Genomic DNA, 17,789 nt, shown 5'->3' on the forward strand with positions numbered 1-17,789 from the left:
GCTTTCTTTACATCTATTTAAAGCTGTTGCTGAAATATCTACTCCGTCTATAGAAAAACCATTCATAGCAAATGGAAGAGAGTTTCTCCCTTCGCCAATCCCTAAATCAAGAACATTGCCCTTCTTCACCAAATCAAAATACTGCAGTAATTTTGAATCTGACCTCCAAGTCCATAGTTGCTTGGTTTGCGAATACCTGTAATCCCAACTGTTAAAACTCTCAACCAAATTCTGTTTTTGATAACTATCCCGGCCAGGCAAACCCGCCCCCCCCTACTCATTTTTGTCTCACGCTAACGTGGTCACGTGGGGACATCCCTTTTCGTCAACTCAGAAACTTTCACCTGACTTACTAAATGTGGAAAACCCTTTGCTTTAAATTCAAAGAGTATGCATCCCCCATCAGGTCCTTCGGGACACGAGTAAATTTTAGAAACAAAAAACTCTAAGCTATATTGGGAAAAAGGGCTCCATAAGTGGCAAGGTAGTTCCTCTAACTTCTTACATGTTATTAAAAACTGCTCATTAAACTGCCCTTCAAAAAGTTTTTTTCGCCACAGACTATCTTGACTGATTTCTGTCACAACATCTGCTAAATATTTTTCATGGAGTTTTTCTGCTATAGCAAATTTCATTAGTGCTATCCTACTTTCTTATCAATAGTCAATGGGTAAATGCCGAAATACCTTTCCTACTACCGGCCCATCAGCCGGTAACCTACCCCTGATTCGGTAATAATATAGCGCGGCTGGGCCGGATCATCCTCAATCTTTCGCCGCAGCTGGCCAATATATACCCGGATATAATGGGTATCTTCATTATAAGCATTACCCCAAACCGCTTTTAACAGCTGCTTGTGCGTCAATACCCGGCCGGCCTGCTGAGCCATTATTTTTATTATCTCATACTCGGTCGGGGTAAGTTTGATTTCACGGCCATCCACCGTCACCCGACGCTGCACCAGATCGACAGCCAGACCGCCGCAAATCAAAATTGGCTCACCCTCGGAAGCAGCCATTCGCCGCAGACATACGCGCATGCGTGCCATGAGTTCACCTATACCAAACGGTTTTGTTACATAGTCATCAGCCCCGGCATCCAGGGCTTCAATTTTTTCTTGTTCCTGGTCACGGGCAGTCAAGATAATAACCGGGGCTTGTGACCATTCCCGGACTTCTTTAATGACAGCCTTGCCGTCCATATCAGGCAGACCCAAATCCACGATCAGCATGTCTGGTTTAAAAACTGCGGCACGGGCAACACCTTCCTGGCCTGTGGCTGCTTCATCAAGGGTATAACCATGAGCACCTAAAGAAACTCTAAGCAGTTTGCGGATTTGAGGCTCATCATCAATGATAAGCACTCTAAGACCCTGACCTGTCATCATAGTTCACCTGCCTTGGCTGGAATAACCGCGCCATCGCCCCGGATGGGAAGGGAAAAGCTAACAATTGCGCCCCCCTCAGGGTGGTTTTCTGCCCAGATTTGTCCCCCGTGGGCTTCAATTATGCTTTTGCATATTGATAAACCCAGGCCTGTACCAGACACCAGGCCTGGCTGACTGGCACGATAGAACTTCTCAAAAACACGGGTTACATCCGCCTCAGGTATGCCAGGACCATTATCGGCAACTGATACCTTAACCCTGTTGCCCTGTTGCCAGGCGGCAATAGCGATCGTGCCGCCGGCCGCAGAATATTTAACCGCATTATCAATAAAGTTTACCAATACTTGTTCCAGCAGAACACAATCTGCCCGAATAAGTGGCAAATCGTCAGCCAGCGTCGTTTTTATCAGATATTTCCGGGGAATATCCCCCATCCGGCGCAAGGCAGTACCGACGATGTCCTCTATATCACACCAGTCGGTCTTAAGCCGCAGCATGCCACTCTCCAGACGGGCAGTATCCAAGAGATTGCTCACTACCCTTTCCATCCGGCTGGCACCTTCCTGAACGGTTTCCAACAGTTCACAGCGTATGTCCTTACTATATTCAACGCCAGTATCCAACAAGGTGGATACTGCACCGGTAATCGTTGCCAGCGGAGTGCGCAGTTCATGGGAGATTGAGTTAAATAGCGCGGTCCGTAGTTTATCAGACTCGGCAAGCAGTGTTGCCTGGCGCGCAGTCTCAGCTAACTTTACCCGCTCTACGGCGATGGCAGCAAGACCGGCCCAGGAATCGATCAGCCGGCGTTCCTCAGGTGTGACTTTTTGATTGGCAATAAACACGCCAATGACACCACCCGTCTTATCACCGGTAACCAGCGGCACAAAAAGATACTGCGCACCAGGCAGAGTTTCAGTTGACCGCCCTGCCACCTGTCCCTGTTGATAGGCCCAGGCAGCTACAGCATATTCAGCCTCTGGCAGGGTCTGCGGCTTATTAGGGCCAACAAATTGGGCGGTATTATAGGCACCTTGCACATTGAGTTTGCCATTGTTGTCAGGTAGTAACACAACAGTTGAACGCCCAATCGTTTCTCCGGCGTGGTTAGCCAATTCCTGGGCAATCCGCGCCATATCTGAAACCGCCGCAATCTGCCGGCTAAACTCATACAGTGCACGAATACCTTTTTCGCGCAGGCGGGCTGCCTGGGCCTCCCGCCGGAGAAGATCTGTACGACCGCCAATGAGAAATGCCACAACTAAGAATATAAGAAAACTCCAAAGATAACGAATGTCATACACAGTAAAGTTGAGAATTGGCGGTACAAATAAAAAGTCAAAAATCATAACACTGACTACAGCGGCAACATAAGATGGCCAACGGCCCCACCACTCAGCAGTCAATAAGACAGGCAACAGATACAACAAAGCGATATTCACCAATTCCAGTTGCGCCTGAAAGTGCCAGCTCACAGCGGTAACAACTGCGGTCATGGCCAAACCGCCTAAGGTGTAGAGCCAGGGTGTAGCCGCCGGCGCAGGCAGGGCCGTTTTGATGCCGGCCGCTTGTTCTTCTTCGGCAACACCCTGAATCACATAGACATTGATTCCACTGCTTTTTCTAATGAGTTTATCAACCAGCGAGCCATGCAGCAGCTCCCACAGGCGGCTATGTTGAGGCTTACCAATAACAATAGCAGTTACATTATGGCTCCGCGCAACATCCAATATCTCCTGTACCAGGTCTTTTCCCACAACCGTAAGGGTTTTACCGCCAAGATCCTCGGCCAGACGGAGGTTGCGGGCTACCCTGTCACGCTCCTTGTCGCCCATTGGAAAGCGGCGGCCCATGGTCTCAATATGCACAGCCAGCAGGTCGGCATGCAGTCCGCCTGACAATCGCCGGGCCGCCCGGATAAGTTGGGCCGAAAACGGACTGGCACTGACACACACCATGACCCGCCCGGCAGCAGGCCAGGGACCGGCGATTTGATGAGACCGCATATATTCAGCCATATCCTGATCAACCCGGCTGGCTGTAAACCTGAGGGCTAGTTCCCGCAAGGCATTAATGTTGCCAGGACGGAAAAACTTTTTTAGTGCCTGCTCGACCTGGCCCGGAACATAGACTTTACCTTCCTTCAGCCGCTTAATCAGGTCTTCCGGTGGAATATCAATCAACTGGATATTATCAGCCTGCTCCACAACAGAATCAGGCACTGTCTCCCTTACGATAACACCGGTAATTTGCGCCACCACGTCATTAAGACTTTCAATATGCTGGATATTGAGGGTAGTATACACATTAATACCGGCGGCTAAGAGTTCCTCAACATCCTGAAACCGCCGGACATGGCGGGACCCGGGAATATTGGTATGGGCTAGTTCATCTACCAGCACCAGCTCCGGCTTTTCACGCAAAAGGGCGTCCGTATCCATTTCTGTCAGTTCTTTACCCCGGTATTTTATGATTTTCGGAGCTATCCGCGGCAAACCGGCCACCAACTTCTCAGTCTCGGCCCGCCCATGGGTTTCGATCCAGCCAATAACGACATGGGCACCCCCGGCCAGCCGGTCATGCGCAGCTTCCAGCATGGTGAAGGTCTTACCGACACCGGCCGCAGCTCCTAAAAAGACAGTAAGCTTTCCTTTAGTTTCTTTATGAATTTTTTCCAGTAACACATCCGGATTGGGACGATTGTCGGCTTTATCCTTAGGCATGCTGCCTCTCCTCCCCCCAGCTATAGCATAGAGCTGCCCGTTTTAAAGGAGCAGCCCTGAAAAATCAACGTTTCACAGTATCCAGCGCCAAATTCAGTTCCAGCACATTGACACGCGGTTCACCTAAAAAGCCGAACTGGCGGTCTATGCTATGGCTGTCCACCAAGGAGCGTACCTGAGCAGACGGTAATCCCCGCTGGGATGCCACCCGTTCTACCTGCAGATAGGCTGCTGCCGGGCTAATGTGAGGATCAAGACCGCTGGCTGACGCCAATACTAAATCTCCCGGGATACTACTATCCTGCGACAAGTTGTTTTCGCTTTTGATATTCATTATACGCTCAGCTACAGCAGCTTTTAGCTTTTGGTTAGTCGGCCCGAGATTAGAGCCGGAAGACGAGGCTGCGTCATAGCCATCAGCACCGGCGGCTGACGGGCGGCCATGGAAATAGCCCGGGCTGGTAAAATTCTGACCGATTAATCTGGAACCTATCACTTGACCGCCCTTGGTAATAAGCGAGCCATTGGCCTGATTCGGCAACAGAGCTTGCGCGAGAGCTGTCATAGCTAAGGGATAGGCTATACCGGTCAGCACAGTTAATACTATAACCATCATTAATGAATTTATCATTGATTTCCACATTGCGGCATCATCTTCCTTTAAACGTTTTTATACTAAACCTAGGGCAACCAACAGCAAATCGATGATTTTAATACCGGCAAAAGGCACGATCAGACCGCCAAGGCCATAGATAATAAGGTTTTTGCGCAAGATTACATCAGCGCCCACCGGCTGATATTTTACGCCCTTTAACGCGAGCGGGATTAGCGCAATGATAATCAGGGCGTTAAAGATGACGGCACTTAAAATGGCGCTTTCCGGCGTGGCCAGCCGCATGATATTAAACATGCCCAGAGCCGGATAGGCTCCGGCAAACAGGGCCGGAATAATGGCAAAGTATTTGGCCACATCATTGGCAATGCTGAAGGTAGTGAGCGATCCGCGCGTCATTAAAAGCTGCTTGCCGATTTCCACGACCTCGATCAGTTTGGTGGGGTTGGAATCTAAGTCCACCATGTTGCCAGCCTCTTTGGCAGCCTGGGTGCCGCTGTTCATAGCCACACCTACGTCCGCCTGCGCCAGCGCCGGCGCATCATTGGTACCGTCGCCGGTCATAGCGACAAGCAAACCTTTGTCCTGATAGTCGCGAATCATCTTGAGCTTGGCTTCCGGCGTAGCTTCAGCCAGGAAGTCATCCACCCCGGCTTCAGCGGCAATCGCGGCAGCAGTTAAGGGGTTGTCACCAGTAATCATAACTGTCTTAATCCCCATTTGCCGCAACTCCCGGAACCGTTCTTTAATACCGCCTTTGACAATATCCTTCAGGTGGATAGCCCCAAGCACCTGCGCGTTGCGCGTCACGACCAGCGGTGTTCCACCACTCTTGGCAATGGTTTCACAAACAGTGCGCACAGCATCAGGAAACACCCCGCCTTGGGCGGCAATATATTTTTGAATAGCGTCAATAGAACCTTTGCGTACCTCCTGACCTTTACTATTTACGCCGCTCATGCGCGTTTGGGCGGTAAAGGGCACAAACTCTGCGCCCAGCGCCGTCAAATCCCGTTCCCGCAGGTTATATTTCTCTTTGGCTAAGACGACAATACTCCGGCCTTCGGGTGTTTCGTCTGACAAAGAGGATAACTGGGCGGCATCAGCCATATCGGCTTCACTCACGCCAGGGGCAGGAATAAATTCGGTAGCCATCCGGTTACCCAGGGTAATGGTGCCTGTTTTGTCCAGCAGGAGTACATTGACGTCACCGGCGGCTTCTACCGCCCGGCCGGACATAGCCAGCACATTGCGTTTCAGCAGCCTGTCCATTCCGGCTATCCCGATGGAGGATAAGAGGCCGCCGATCGTTGTCGGTATCAGGCATACTAACAACGCATTTAGCACGGTTATCGATAAAGTCGCACCGGAATATATGGCAAAGGGTTCGAGGGTGGCAACAGCAATAAGAAAAATAAGGGTAAGCCCCACCAGCAGGATAGTAAGCGCAATTTCATTGGGTGTCTTTTGCCGTTTAGCGCCCTCCACCAATGAAATCATCCGGTCAAGGAAGGTTTCGCCGGGATTAGCGGTCACCTGTACCTTAAGCCAGTCGGATAAGACCCTTGTACCGCCGGTAACCGAGGATTTATCACCGCCCGACTCCCGGATAACAGGCGCCGATTCGCCGGTGACAGCGCTCTCATCCACGGTCGCCATACCTTCCACCACTTCGCCGTCACTGGGAATGACATCGCCTGCTTCAATTAACAGCAAATCACCTTTCTGAAGTTCGGTAGCTTCGACAACCTTTACACCATGAGTGGTGATTTTTTTCGCTTTGGTCTGACTGCGGGTATTTTTGAGCGCCTGGGCCTGGGCTTTGCCACGTCCTTCGGCAATAGCTTCGGCGAAGTTGGCAAACAAAACAGTGAACCACAGCCACAGATTAATTTGCAGGGCAAACAAGTTGCCGGCACTGCCTTGCACCATATCGCGCACCATCAGTCCGGTTGTTAACAGCGCCCCAACAAAGACAATAAACATAACCGGATTTTTCATCTGCACACGCGGATTGAGCTTGCGAAAAGCATCGCGCACCGCCCCCGCAATAATGTGTTTATCAAAACTACTTTTATTATTCATAATCCTCTGCTCCTTTAAAAGGTTGCGCCTTGCAGCATAATCAGGTGCTCAACGATTGGTCCTAATGCCAAAGCCGGCAAAAAGGTGAGCGCACCAACAACAAGCACTACTCCGGCCAGCAATACAACAAACAGCGAGCTGGTGGTGCAGAAAGTCCCGGGACCCGCAGGCGAGACTTTTTTGCCAGCCATACTGCCGGCAATAGCCAAGACCGGAATGATAACACCAAAGCGGCCTAACAGCATGGCGAGAGCAAGCATGAGGTCATAAAACAGCGTGTTAACCGTCAGGCCGCCAAAAGCACTGCCGTTGTTAGCGGCGCCTGAGGCAAACGCATACAGGATTTCACTCAAGCCATGCGGCCCGGGATTAGCGATTGATGACGTGCCCGCCTCGGTCGCCGCAGCAATAGCACTGCCAATCAGGATGGCTGCTGACGGAATAAGGATAGCCAGCGTAGCCATCTTCATTTCCCAGGCTTCAATCTTCTTGCCAAGATATTCGGGGGTCCGGCCTACCATCAAACCGACAATGAATACAGTCAAAACAACATACATCATCATGCCGTAAAAACCGGCGCCTACCCCGCCTACCACTACTTCCCCCAACATCATCTGCAGCATAGGGATAAGGCCGCCAAGCGGTGTCAGGCTGTCATGCATGGCGTTAACGGCGCCGCAGGAAGCGGCAGTGGTCACAGTAGCAAACAGCGCCGATCCGCCAATGCCGAAGCGAACTTCTTTACCTTCCTGGGACGCGGGACTGCTTATGCCCAAGTCTCCCATAATTGGATTGCCGTATAATTCACCTGCATAAGTACCACCCAACATACAGATAAACAAGAACACCATAGCTCCCAGTACAGCATAGCCCTGCCGCTTATCGCGGGCCAGCTGCCCATAGGTAAACAAAAGCGCCGTCGGGATCAGGAAAATGCTTACTATTTGCACAAAGTTAGTTAACGGTGTAGGATTCTCAAACGGATGGGCCGAGTTAGCGTTAAAAAAGCCGCCGCCATTGGTACCCAGCATTTTGATGGCCTCTTGGGAAGCTACCGGCCCCATTGCCAGTTTTTGCCCGGCTCCTTCCAGCGTCTGCACGGTGATATAAGGTGACAGGTTCTGCAATACTCCCTGCTGCACCAGGAAAAGCGTGAAAATGATCGATAATGGCAGCAGCACCCTGACCGTACCACGCACTAGGTCAACCCAGAAATTACCGATTTTATCAGTAGTTTTGCGCGTCAAGCCCCGGATGAGCGCCACGGCCACTGCCAGGCCGGTCGCTGCCGACACAAAATTTTGCACAGTCAGCGCAGCCATCTGGGTAAAATAACTCATGGTAGACTCGCCGCCGTAGGCCTGCCAGTTGGTGTTGGTCATAAAGCTGACAGCCGTGTTAAAGGCCACATGCCAGGGCGCCACCGCAGCCATATTTTCCGGGTTAAAGGGCAGGTAGCCTTGTAAAAGCTGAATCAAATAAACCGCTGCCATACCAAATAAATTGAAGAAAACTAAGTGTACCACATACTCTTTCCAATTCATCTCTGCCGTATCATTCACGCCAGTCAAGCGGTAGATGATTTTTTCAATAGGGGCAAACAGTCTGTCAAACCTTGTCTGGTTCAATGAAAATACGTTGGCCATATAACGTCCCAGCGGCCAGGCCAAAATTATCAGTACAGCCAAAAACACAATAAATAAGACAATATCTGTTATCATTGTTAAAACTCCTCCGGTTTCAAAAGCGCATAAATCAGGTATACCAAAAGCAATGCCGCTACTATGCCGGCCAGCCATAAATCGGCCATTTATAATCCCCTTATGCCTATGAATTTGTTACAGATTTATTGTAGTACGAATTGAAGTAAAGGCGCCGTCAAGAAATCCGGCAGAGGTGTAAAGAAAGTATAAAGATTATATAAAAAGAGACCTTTATTCCAAGCACCTAGTGCTGAATAAAGGTCTCTTTTAAATTTTAATAAAGATTTACAACATGTAAGCCTTTATTGGTTTCATCTAGTCACTTATTTATTAATCCCGGCAACCTCTTCGTATAAGTCAATAGCCGGTTTTTCTGCCAACAGACTGGCAATTGATTTAAACAACTCTTTAAGATAGGGTGTAGATCCATGAAAGTCGAGCGCTGCTTTATCAACATACTTCTCATAAAAGAGAAACTCACTTGCATCCTTCTGCGAACGGTGCAGCACATATTGCAGGGTACCTTGTTCAAGTTCTACCTTGGGTATTACCGATTTAAGAGCGTTTTCAAGCTCTGTTTCTTTACCTGGCTTAGCCTTCATCGTCGCTACTAAAACAATCATGAACGTCCTCCACTCATTAAATTACTTTCTCAGTTTTAAACCAAGGGAAAATGCCTGGCCCAGATTCTCGCCCATTCCGAAATATGCCCGTTCTGTCGGGCTAAAAGAGAATGGGTCTACTTTTCCCAGAGCCGGCAAACCATTGTCTCCTAACACAGTTTCATCTGCTTTTACATCAACTATCTCCCCAATAAACTGGGTATGCTGTCCGATTTCTATCGTATGCAGCAACCGGCATTCCAATATCAGCGGAAACTCCTGAACATAAGGAGCGTCAACCAGGTCGCTCTTAACAGCAGTCAGACCGGCAACAGCAAACTTATCTGTGTCTTTTCCGCTGGCAATACCCACATAATCAGCCTCACTCACAAACCGCCGGGATGGTATGCTGACCGTAAACGCCTTATGTTTGATAATGCTGTCATAGGAGTGACGGATCTTTTGCAAGGATACCGCCACACACGGAGGCGATGAGCAACAAATACCACCCCAGGCAGCAGTCATGATGTTTGGCTCACCATTCTCCCCGTAAGTCCCTACCACCCAAACAGGGGCAGGCATGGCAAAGGTCTTCGCGCCTATTGATTTTTTCATAGCTCCACTTCCTTTATATATAATATGTTTAAGTTTCCCAGATATTATTATCTGATGTAATGATAGATAATAATATGTATTTTGGCAAGTACGCACTTTTTTGTAGCCTAGTATCTATATGGGTACTGTTTAAAAATTGCGATTCAGTCAAAATTTTAGCTGGCAGCGAATGACAATAACGATCTTGGGAAAGCTATAAAGAAAACACGGCTTGCGCCAGGACTTTGGCGAAGCGGAAGCTGTGTTGGCCCTTATCCAGGCGAAAGTTAGACTTTCAAACAGGATAAAAAAATAAGGGAGGCAAAAAATATGGCATTACAACTTAGTCAGAAAGAAACTACACTGCTGAAAGATCAAGAAACTCATGAGAAAGTGTGTATTGAAAAGTATCAAAAATATGCTGCCCAGGCCAGCGACCCACAACTGAAACAGTTATTTGAGTCTTTCGCGCAGCAAGAACAACAGCACCTAAATACGATTACATCAATAATGAGCGGACAAGTCCCCAGTATGAACCAAGGTCAACAGGGGCAACAAGCAGCGCAGTCCTCATCCCAATCGATGCAGGCAACTAATCAAACCGCCCAGTCTTCTACGGCTTCAGCCAGTGCGAATAATGCTGATGCCATGCTTTGCAAAGATATGCTGATGACAGAGAAATATGTCTCTAACGCATATGATACAGCCATTTTCGAATTTACAGACACCAATGTGCGCCAGGCTCTAAACCATATCCAAAAAGAAGAGCAAAAACATGGTGAGGGAATCTTCAACTACCTGAGCAGCAAAGGGTTGTACAACGTACAATAAGAGAAACCATCATAAATAAATAAAGACTGCCCTGGGGCAGTCTTTATTTATTTACCGGCATATAATAGGTCACGCCTGTTCCAGTTTTGTATGATATACCTGCGCACGGTCTGCATAGGCCTGCGCATAACTGGAAAATAACTCTTCAATGTCTAAGATAAAGAGGTCAGGGTTTTTCAGCAAATCAAGCTCAACAATCCGGTTATTATCATTGCCGGCCTCACTGGATGTAAGGCGAACAACAGGAATCGTTTTGCTTTTCAGGCCAACACCCAGGATCAAGCCGCTTTGCTGGTTGCTAAGCTTTACCGTCTTACCCATGGGATAGATAGCAACATTCTGATTGAAGCGTTCTACGATAGCCGGATTAAAATATTCCCCCGCAGCTTTGTTCAAAATAGCGACGGCATAATATATCGGTGTAGGCAGGCGGTGCGGCATCCCTACAATCAAGCGGTCATAGACATCGGCAATACTGATAATCTGAGCATACTCAGAGATAGCGTCCCCCTTAAGCCCCATGGGATAACCACTGCCGTTCCACCGTTCATGATGTTGGAAGCAGGCATTAATAACATCTGTTGACAGGGTACTGTTTTCCCGGAGGACCTCCAAAGAATAGAAAGAATGCCGGCGATATTCTTCTCTTTCATGTTTTGTTAAATAGTTGGGAAACTGCAGCGCTAACTGCCTGGGAAATTTAATTTTCCCAATGTCATGCAGCATGGCTGCCAAACCCAGCTCGCCTAACTGTTTAGCCTCATACCCCATGGCAAGCCCGGTCATAACTGACAAAATGCAGGTGTTGACAGCATGCGAAAACATATACTCTTCTTTACGGCGTAAATCCAGAAGGTGAATCATATTTTCCGGTTTCTGGACAAGTTGATCGATTAAATCACTGACAATAACTTTTACGCGATCAAGCTGTACGCCTTTACCAACACGAAACTGATTAATTACCTCATGCGCAACGTCGATAGCATCTTGTTTATGTTTAGGATCATAGAAATCTTCTTCATTCTCAACTGCAGCTTCGATATCGCCAACAAATAAAGAAGTAATACCTTTATTACGGAGATAATCAATATATCGTTCCTTAACCTCTGTACCCTCATGGAGTAAAATTGTACCATCAGCCAAAATGAGTGGTCTTGACAGAAACATACCTGGCTGTATTTCATCTAAAGTTATACTGTGCATTGAACTCACCTCCCATGAAACCCTGTTGCTCAGCAACGCAGTTATATCTCTACAATATATATCGAAGATATGGCGCAATTTCTTAAAGCAACCTGGAAAATGATAAAGAGTTCCGGTCCGGCCGCTGTCATATTTTTGTCATACATTTGTGGTAATCTTTGGGTAGAATCAATCTACATACTACCATGTTTAAGGAGGAATATATATCATGAATAAAAAAATCCTAACCATTCTTACCGGCACGATGCTGACCGCCAGTGTCAGTTTAGCCGCTCCGCTGACTGATTTACAGCAGGGTGATACTACACTTGGGTACAACCACTATAACCTCTCCGTATCTGGGGTAGACCTTAATAACGATAGCTTCTATCTGGAAAATGCAATTTCCGATAAGGTAATCCTCGGCCTGGAAAGAAACTCCTATGCTTACTCCGGCTCTTCTGACAAGACGACCGATATCTACGCTCACTACAAGCTTGATCCGAATTTCCGGCTCATTGTTGGCAACCGTGACTACAGCGATGGTTCCGAGGTATTTTACGGAATCGGCGCCAACACCCACTTAGGCCCTAAGGTTGACGGCTATGCGTCGGTAACAACAAGCAGTATTGCTACCGAGTGGCAAACAGGAGTCACTTACCAGCTAAACAACCAGGCAGCCCTTCATCTTGGCTACAAATCATACAAAGAAGATGATCTTGCAACCGCTGATGGTGTAGGGTTTGGCGTAAACTATAAGTTCTAAGCAACTCATTAAAAAAATACTACCTGAAGCAGTATCCCCGAAACTGCTCTGGTAGTATTTTTTTTAGCTTATATTCACAAGTGAGTAAAAATATTATGCAGGAGCATCAGCCCTTTTGTTATTTCGTCCGGTTCCAGGTGCCCATAACCCAAAAGCAGCTTTTCCACATGAAAGCCTTTACGGATACTATGTGTTTCAACCGGTGCAATACGCAGACCATGGTCTTTACAGTGCCGGGCAAACGCATCATCAAAACTCATGCCCGGAAATTCCACTGCCAGATGCAGGCCTGCAGTATCACCCCAGGCTGACCAGGTATTGCCAAATATTACTGTCAATTCCTGAAGCAGTATTTTGCGCCTATAGCCATATAGCTTGCGCATCTTTTGTATATGCCGGTCAAGCTTGCGAGTGCGTAAATATTCAGCAAGTGCAGCCTGTTCAAAGGGTGGATTTTGAACATCGGCGTATGTACGCAAATGCCGCCAGCGGGTGTGTAACCGGCGAGGCAGTATGACATAACCGATACGCAGGGCTGGAAACAGGATTTTACTAAAGGTGCCTATATAAATGACCCGGTCCGGATCCATGGCATGAAGAGGGGCCACCGGCGGGCCATTATAGCGAAACTCGCTGTCATAATCATCTTCCAGTAAATATAGATCGTTTTCCCGTGCGAAACGGATCAGCTCAGTGCGACGGCTTGCCGGCAGAATCCCCCCGAGGGGAAACTGGTGTGAAGGGGTCACATAGGCCGCGCAGGCGCCTTTTTTTCCAAGATATTTGGTCTGCAGGCCTTGCCTATCGACCGGCACCGGATGAATCTGAAAACCCCGGCCTTGTAATACCTGCACCATGCCGCTATGGCAGGGGTCTTCAATTAGAATCTCCCGCCCTTCACCTGCCAGCAGCTCAGCAAGCAAATTAAGGGCCTGGGTAGCACCGGCGGTAATGAAAATATCCTGCGGCAGAGCGGCAAGGCCCCGGCTTCTATATAGCCAGGCTGCAATTTCCCGGCGCAGTGCAGGCATTCCTTCCGGGCCGGTGTAGCCCCACAGTTCAGGGGGGAGTTCATCGGTAGCCTTACGCAGTAACTGCAGCCACAGGTGCATGGGGAACTGCCGCAGGTCTGGCCGGCCGGTCTGGAAATCAGCCAATAATTCAGGCAACACCGGTTGAGGGCATTCTTCAAGGACCGGTACCGTTTTCTCCAGCCCCAGACCAGCAGCGACCCTGGTCTGAGCCCCCTGCCTGCTTAAGATATACCCCTCAGCAGACAACATTTCATACGCTTCACAGGTTGTATTGCGGGACACCGCTAACTGTTTAGCCAGCTCACGTGTGGAGGGCAGCACGTCGCCAGGCTTAAGCTGCCCTGCGGTCATCTGATTACACAGGACTTGATATAGCTGACGCGCTAAGGAGACCTCACCATGACGCTGCAACTCAATTCCCCACATATACCCTCCTTACTGGACCCCTAATTATAACGCTATACTGGATCTGCTATCATACCAGTCACTTTGTTATGATTATACCATACCGGGTTAACCTGGTGTAAATACCCCTACAAGGTGGAGGGATAATCATGCAATATTCTACTGGCACACTATTTTTAGCGGCGGCCTTTACCCTGGCAGGGACTTCGATAATAGCCGGACGGCTTGTATGTGGCGTATTAGGTACATTTACAATTACAGTAATCAGCCTGTTTTTCGCCCTGCTAGGGCTGTTGCCCTTATGTGGGCGAGGTGTTATCGAGGCTGTGAAACAGATGAATCTCCAGGATTGGAGCCGGCTGCTGCTCCAGGCATTATTCGGTATTTTTTTATTCCGGGTATTGTTACTGCAGGGTCTACTATATACAAGTGCCGGAGAAGCAGGGTTACTCACTGGTGCTACCCCGGCGCTTACGGCACTGCTGGCCTGGATTTTTTTGCAGGAACCGTTATATCCGGCACGCTGTCTGGGGATAGGCAGTACGGTTATAGGAGTTTTAATAATCCAGGGGCTATGTTCTCCCGGCATTGAATTTTCCGGAGAACACGTGGCAGGGAATCTACTGGTCCTCGGTGCTGCCCTGTGTGAGTCACTGTTTAATATCCTTTCACGTATCAGTAGTATGAAAGACTTAGGAAATCAAGCAACGGGTACCGATCCGATTGTTTGGACTACGCTGGTAGTATGTATGGCCTTACTGCTGTGCCTTGGTCCGGCACTAGCCGAAGACCAGGCAGCAGCACTGATGTCGCTGAGTATAACCGGCTGGGGAGCGTTAGTCTGGTATGGTCTGTTTGTTACAGCACTGGCGTTTATTTGCTGGTACCACGGTATAAAACGCTGCGACGTATCAGTTGCGGCGGCATTCTCCGGGCTGATGCCTTTAGCAGCATTCCTGCTGTCAGTGTTGTTACTTAATGAACAGCTGCGCTGGGAACACTGTCTTGGGGGATTACTGGTCATACTTGGTATGTGGCTGACTGTTAACTAACCCGAAACTTATGGATCAAATCCTGAAGCCCCTGCGCCATTTGTGCAAGACTCTGGCTGGATGAGGCGATCTCTTCCATCGATGCCGCTTGCTCTTCTGTAGCTGCCGATACAGTCTGCGCTTCCCCGGTGGCATTTTTGCTCAGTGTATCAATATCTTTCACGGCTGCTACAATCTTTTGGCTGCCATGCTCCATTTGATGGATTTTTACTGAAATCTCTTGCACCTGACCGGATACCTGCAATACCAGATCAGCGATATCCTTAAATGCCAGGCCTGCTGTATGCACAACCTCTGCTCCAAGCTTTACCTCCCTGGTACCATCGTTCATAGCGGCCACAGCCATATCTGTATCTGTTTGAATTGCGCTAATTAATGTGGCGATCTGTTTTGCCGCGTTTTGGGATTGTTCGGCAAGTTTACGCACTTCATCTGCTACAACAGCAAAGCCTCGCCCTTGCTCGCCAGCTCTTGCAGCCTCAATCGCAGCATTAAGCGCTAAGAGATTCGTTTGCCCGGCTATTCCGGAGATAGTTTCAACAATTTGTCCGATTTCCTTAGACCGCTCACCAAGCCGGGCAACAACCTGAGCAGAATTATTGACTGTGTTTTCAACCTTGGTCATTTGGCTAACAGCCTTATCAACTGTTTTGCCGCCTTCTTGTGCTGTGTCAGCAGCTTGGGCTGATTGTTCGGCCACCCGGGAGCTATTGGAAACTACTTGCTGTATACTTGCTGCAAGTTCCTCAACTACACCAGCCGTTTCATTAACATAATTCATTTGTTGTTCCGCACCTTGCGCAATTTCGGTAATAGATCCTGCAACCTGATTGGCAGCCCGCGCCGACTGCTCGGCACTAGTGCTGAGTTGTTCGCCAGAAGCAGCAAGGTGTTCTGCCGATTGCGACACCCTCTCAATAATTACCCGTAGATTATCTGTCATTCCATTTAAGCTTCCTGCCAACCGGCCTATTTCATCTGTAGAATTGACAGCAAACCTGACAGACAGGTCACCTGTCGAAATTTTTTCCGCCCCTACCATCAGGGCTTTTACCGGCCGGCTAATTTTCGCATTAAACAAACACGCCAGGACAAATACTAATATAACAATAGCAACTACAAAGATGCCGATATTCAGGATAATCACCTTATTTAAATCCCGGTAGGCTTCTGCTGCCGGATAGACAACAACCAGATGCAGCCCGGTACTGCCCACCGGTACATAGGCGATAAAGTTATCCGCACCAAATACCTGATCTCTGAATACTTTTACCTCCTGGTTTTTATTATTAATAATTTCAGTACCAAGTTGCTTAACTGCGGTATCCTGATCATCGGTTATTTTTTCTTTTAGATTCTTTTCCTGTTGTTTGTGAGCAAGATAGGTTCCATCCCTACTGATGATAAAGGCATAGCCTGCCTGACCAATCTTGATATCCTTTATATAATCGGAAAACTCGTTAAGGCCAATATCTGTTGTGGTGACGCCAATTACTTTATCCGCCCTGGTGATAGGACTGCTGGAAGTAATCATCGGCATCTTGGTAACAGCATCCTCATACGGAGCGCTCCATACGATTTTCTCTTTAGTTGCCAGGCCATCCTTATACCAGTCATACTTAAAATAATCATATTCTGCGTTACTATAATCCCAGGTCATAACTATCTTCCCTTTGTCATCCTTGTATTTATATGGTCCATAATATTTAAGACCAGGCTGGTAAGCATTCGGTTCGAACCAAAAGCCTGCCCCAATGATTAACGAGTCAGATGTTATGTACTTTTCTATAACTCCTAAGAGCATATCAGCATCATTATGCGACATTGCTCCAATATTGTAAGCCATAAGCTCACTATATTTGCCAATCTGGTCAAAGCGACCGTTAAGTTTATTTTGTATCTGCCCGGCCTGCAGGTTAAGGCTTTCATAAACCTTTGTTTCCATGCTGCTTTTAAAAGAATATAAACTAAGCCCGGCCTGAATACTCATGACAATAGCTGTTATTAACAACATGCCAGCAATAAAAATAGTCTTTATACTTCGCGAATGTCTCATCATCCAGCCTCCTGTATTTTGCGATTTGCAGCCTTACATAGTCTCTCAATAGCTAGCTCTGGTAAATATAGCCGGTATTATAATCTTACACTATTAACAAGCTATGAATTTTATCTTTATGTTAAGACTCTGTAAAGCTGACAATTTTCTTGTCTATTTGCTAATTACAGCCTTAAATCAACTGTTTTTTACATAATTTGTCTTGACATTCCACATATCTGGTAGCATAGTAAGATTAAGGAAAAAATTACAGGAGATGATAACCTTGTCATCAATAAACCTTACTATTTCCAATACTGATTATCAGTTTTCGAAAACACAAACAGATAATACAACGATAAATCACGTTACGACAGGCTTGGAAACAAGCTCTGATGATACTGATGATACTGATGATACTGATGATTTGAATAAACGGATCGGCCCTGCCTACTCCGTAGAATTAAGTGGCAACCAGGATGCTGCAGTGTTATTAAAAAATGAGTCGTCCAGTCTGCAGGAAAGTGAATCCAGAATATTTGATGCAGTTGTAGCAGCAGAAGCAGCACCCCTCATAAACTTACCAACAGCACAGCAATCTGGTATTGCAGCCTTAGCCCAGTCAGGTTCTGCCCCTAAAGCATTACTTGCACAGTTAAAAGAATAATATTGCCTTTCTGAATCCTACTGACAAATAGTAGGATTTCTTGTTTTATGTGCCTCCATGGATTTATCGCAAAATATAAACACCGGCTAATTTTTGCCGGTGTTTATTAT

17 protein-coding genes are annotated in these 17,789 nt (G+C 47.7%); 4 read left to right on the forward strand and 13 right to left on the reverse strand.

The genetic code is table 11. The features are described from left to right. From VN379_RS23510 to VN379_RS23550, 10 genes are all read right to left on the reverse strand, one after another. Positions 1-261, reverse strand: a 261-nt coding sequence (locus VN379_RS23510; protein ID WP_325538418.1) for a class I SAM-dependent methyltransferase, incomplete at its 3' end; no start/stop codon positions are given. A 41-nt stretch (positions 262-302) separates the two neighbouring features. Further along, positions 303-635, reverse strand: coding sequence for a hypothetical protein (locus VN379_RS23515; RefSeq protein ID WP_325538420.1), 333 nt, complete (start codon positions 633-635; stop codon positions 303-305). A 59-nt stretch (positions 636-694) separates the two neighbouring features. After that, positions 695-1,384, reverse strand: a complete 690-nt coding sequence (locus tag VN379_RS23520) for a response regulator (protein WP_349255138.1) — start codon at positions 1,382-1,384, stop codon at positions 695-697. Continuing rightward, positions 1,384-4,110, reverse strand: coding sequence for a sensor histidine kinase KdpD (locus VN379_RS23525; protein ID WP_325538424.1), 2,727 nt, complete (start codon positions 4,108-4,110; stop codon positions 1,384-1,386). Before VN379_RS23525 ends, VN379_RS23520 begins: the two co-directional genes overlap by 1 nt. Positions 4,111-4,174: 64 nt before the next feature. Continuing rightward, on the reverse strand, positions 4,175-4,741 hold the full coding sequence (gene kdpC / locus VN379_RS23530) for a potassium-transporting ATPase subunit KdpC (RefSeq protein WP_325538426.1): 567 nt from the start codon (positions 4,739-4,741) through the stop codon (positions 4,175-4,177). A 39-nt stretch (positions 4,742-4,780) separates the two neighbouring features. After that, a complete protein-coding gene (gene kdpB / locus VN379_RS23535; RefSeq protein ID WP_325538428.1) occupies positions 4,781-6,808 on the reverse strand; it encodes a potassium-transporting ATPase subunit KdpB in 2,028 nt (675 codons plus the stop codon). Between the two features lie 14 nt (positions 6,809-6,822). Further along, on the reverse strand, positions 6,823-8,529 hold the full coding sequence (gene kdpA / locus VN379_RS23540; protein WP_325538430.1) for a potassium-transporting ATPase subunit KdpA: 1,707 nt from the start codon (positions 8,527-8,529) through the stop codon (positions 6,823-6,825). Between the two features lie 2 nt (positions 8,530-8,531). After that, complete coding sequence (gene kdpF, locus VN379_RS25240) at positions 8,532-8,618, reverse strand: K(+)-transporting ATPase subunit F (protein WP_414715033.1); 87 nt, start codon at positions 8,616-8,618, stop codon at positions 8,532-8,534. Positions 8,619-8,834: 216 nt separating this feature from the next. Beyond that, entirely contained in the window at positions 8,835-9,134 is a 300-nt protein-coding gene (locus VN379_RS23545; protein WP_325538432.1) for a putative quinol monooxygenase, read from the reverse strand. Between the two features lie 21 nt (positions 9,135-9,155). After that, positions 9,156-9,728, reverse strand: coding sequence for a flavin reductase family protein (locus tag VN379_RS23550; RefSeq protein ID WP_325538434.1), 573 nt, complete (start codon positions 9,726-9,728; stop codon positions 9,156-9,158). Positions 9,729-10,037: 309 nt separating this feature from the next. Between VN379_RS23550 and VN379_RS23555 the strand changes: the two genes are divergently transcribed. Next, positions 10,038-10,538: a spore coat protein gene (locus VN379_RS23555; protein ID WP_325538436.1), complete on the forward strand. Its 501-nt coding sequence runs from the start codon at positions 10,038-10,040 to the stop codon at positions 10,536-10,538. Positions 10,539-10,607: 69 nt separating this feature from the next. Here VN379_RS23555 and VN379_RS23560 read toward each other — a convergent pair whose 3' ends face one another. Continuing rightward, on the reverse strand, positions 10,608-11,741 hold the full coding sequence (locus VN379_RS23560) for an HD-GYP domain-containing protein (RefSeq protein ID WP_325538438.1): 1,134 nt from the start codon (positions 11,739-11,741) through the stop codon (positions 10,608-10,610). A 208-nt stretch (positions 11,742-11,949) separates the two neighbouring features. On the opposite strand from VN379_RS23560, the gene VN379_RS23565 reads away from it, so the two are divergent. Continuing rightward, entirely contained in the window at positions 11,950-12,486 is a 537-nt protein-coding gene (locus tag VN379_RS23565) for a hypothetical protein (RefSeq protein ID WP_325538440.1), read from the forward strand. 74 nt (positions 12,487-12,560) lie between these two features. Here the strand turns inward: VN379_RS23565 and VN379_RS23570 are convergent, their stop codons facing one another. After that, the gene (locus VN379_RS23570) at positions 12,561-13,946 is read right to left on the reverse strand and encodes a PLP-dependent aminotransferase family protein (protein WP_325538442.1); all 1,386 of its coding nucleotides are present in this window, start codon (positions 13,944-13,946) and stop codon (positions 12,561-12,563) included. A 128-nt stretch (positions 13,947-14,074) separates the two neighbouring features. On the opposite strand from VN379_RS23570, the gene VN379_RS23575 reads away from it, so the two are divergent. After that, positions 14,075-14,977: a DMT family transporter gene (locus VN379_RS23575; RefSeq protein ID WP_325538444.1), complete on the forward strand. Its 903-nt coding sequence runs from the start codon at positions 14,075-14,077 to the stop codon at positions 14,975-14,977. Here VN379_RS23575 and VN379_RS23580 read toward each other — a convergent pair. After that, positions 14,970-17,036: a methyl-accepting chemotaxis protein gene (locus VN379_RS23580; protein WP_325538446.1), complete on the reverse strand. Its 2,067-nt coding sequence runs from the start codon at positions 17,034-17,036 to the stop codon at positions 14,970-14,972. The two genes, VN379_RS23575 and VN379_RS23580, sit on opposite strands and share 8 nt — an antisense overlap. Positions 17,037-17,298: 262 nt before the next feature. Here VN379_RS23580 and VN379_RS23585 point away from each other — a divergent pair, with 262 nt between their 5' ends. Further along, positions 17,299-17,679 (forward strand): hypothetical protein, encoded by a 381-nt coding sequence (locus tag VN379_RS23585; RefSeq protein ID WP_325538448.1) that lies wholly within the window; start codon positions 17,299-17,301, stop codon positions 17,677-17,679. The last annotated feature ends 110 nt before the right edge of the window (positions 17,680-17,789 follow it).

Source organism: Sporomusa sp. (genome assembly GCF_035561255.1).
Taxonomy (GTDB): Bacteria; Bacillota; Negativicutes; order Sporomusales; family Sporomusaceae; genus Sporomusa.

Coding starts and splice junctions, on each gene's coding strand:
- VN379_RS23515 (WP_325538420.1), bottom strand. CDS start 635: ATGAAATTTGCTATAGCAGAAAAACTCCATGAAAAATATTTAGCAGAT.
- VN379_RS23520 (WP_349255138.1), bottom strand. CDS start 1,384: ATGACAGGTCAGGGTCTTAGAGTGCTTATCATTGATGATGAGCCTCAA.
- VN379_RS23525 (WP_325538424.1), bottom strand. CDS start 4,110: ATGCCTAAGGATAAAGCCGACAATCGTCCCAATCCGGATGTGTTACTG.
- kdpC (WP_325538426.1), bottom strand. CDS start 4,741: ATGATAAATTCATTAATGATGGTTATAGTATTAACTGTGCTGACCGGT.
- kdpB (WP_325538428.1), bottom strand. CDS start 6,808: ATGAATAATAAAAGTAGTTTTGATAAACACATTATTGCGGGGGCGGTG.
- kdpA (WP_325538430.1), bottom strand. CDS start 8,529: ATGATAACAGATATTGTCTTATTTATTGTGTTTTTGGCTGTACTGATA.
- kdpF (WP_414715033.1), bottom strand. CDS start 8,618: ATGGCCGATTTATGGCTGGCCGGCATAGTAGCGGCATTGCTTTTGGTA.
- VN379_RS23545 (WP_325538432.1), bottom strand. CDS start 9,134: ATGATTGTTTTAGTAGCGACGATGAAGGCTAAGCCAGGTAAAGAAACA.
- VN379_RS23550 (WP_325538434.1), bottom strand. CDS start 9,728: ATGAAAAAATCAATAGGCGCGAAGACCTTTGCCATGCCTGCCCCTGTT.
- VN379_RS23555 (WP_325538436.1), top strand. CDS start 10,038: ATGGCATTACAACTTAGTCAGAAAGAAACTACACTGCTGAAAGATCAA.
- VN379_RS23560 (WP_325538438.1), bottom strand. CDS start 11,741: ATGCACAGTATAACTTTAGATGAAATACAGCCAGGTATGTTTCTGTCA.
- VN379_RS23565 (WP_325538440.1), top strand. CDS start 11,950: ATGAATAAAAAAATCCTAACCATTCTTACCGGCACGATGCTGACCGCC.
- VN379_RS23570 (WP_325538442.1), bottom strand. CDS start 13,946: ATGTGGGGAATTGAGTTGCAGCGTCATGGTGAGGTCTCCTTAGCGCGT.
- VN379_RS23575 (WP_325538444.1), top strand. CDS start 14,075: ATGCAATATTCTACTGGCACACTATTTTTAGCGGCGGCCTTTACCCTG.
- VN379_RS23580 (WP_325538446.1), bottom strand. CDS start 17,036: ATGATGAGACATTCGCGAAGTATAAAGACTATTTTTATTGCTGGCATG.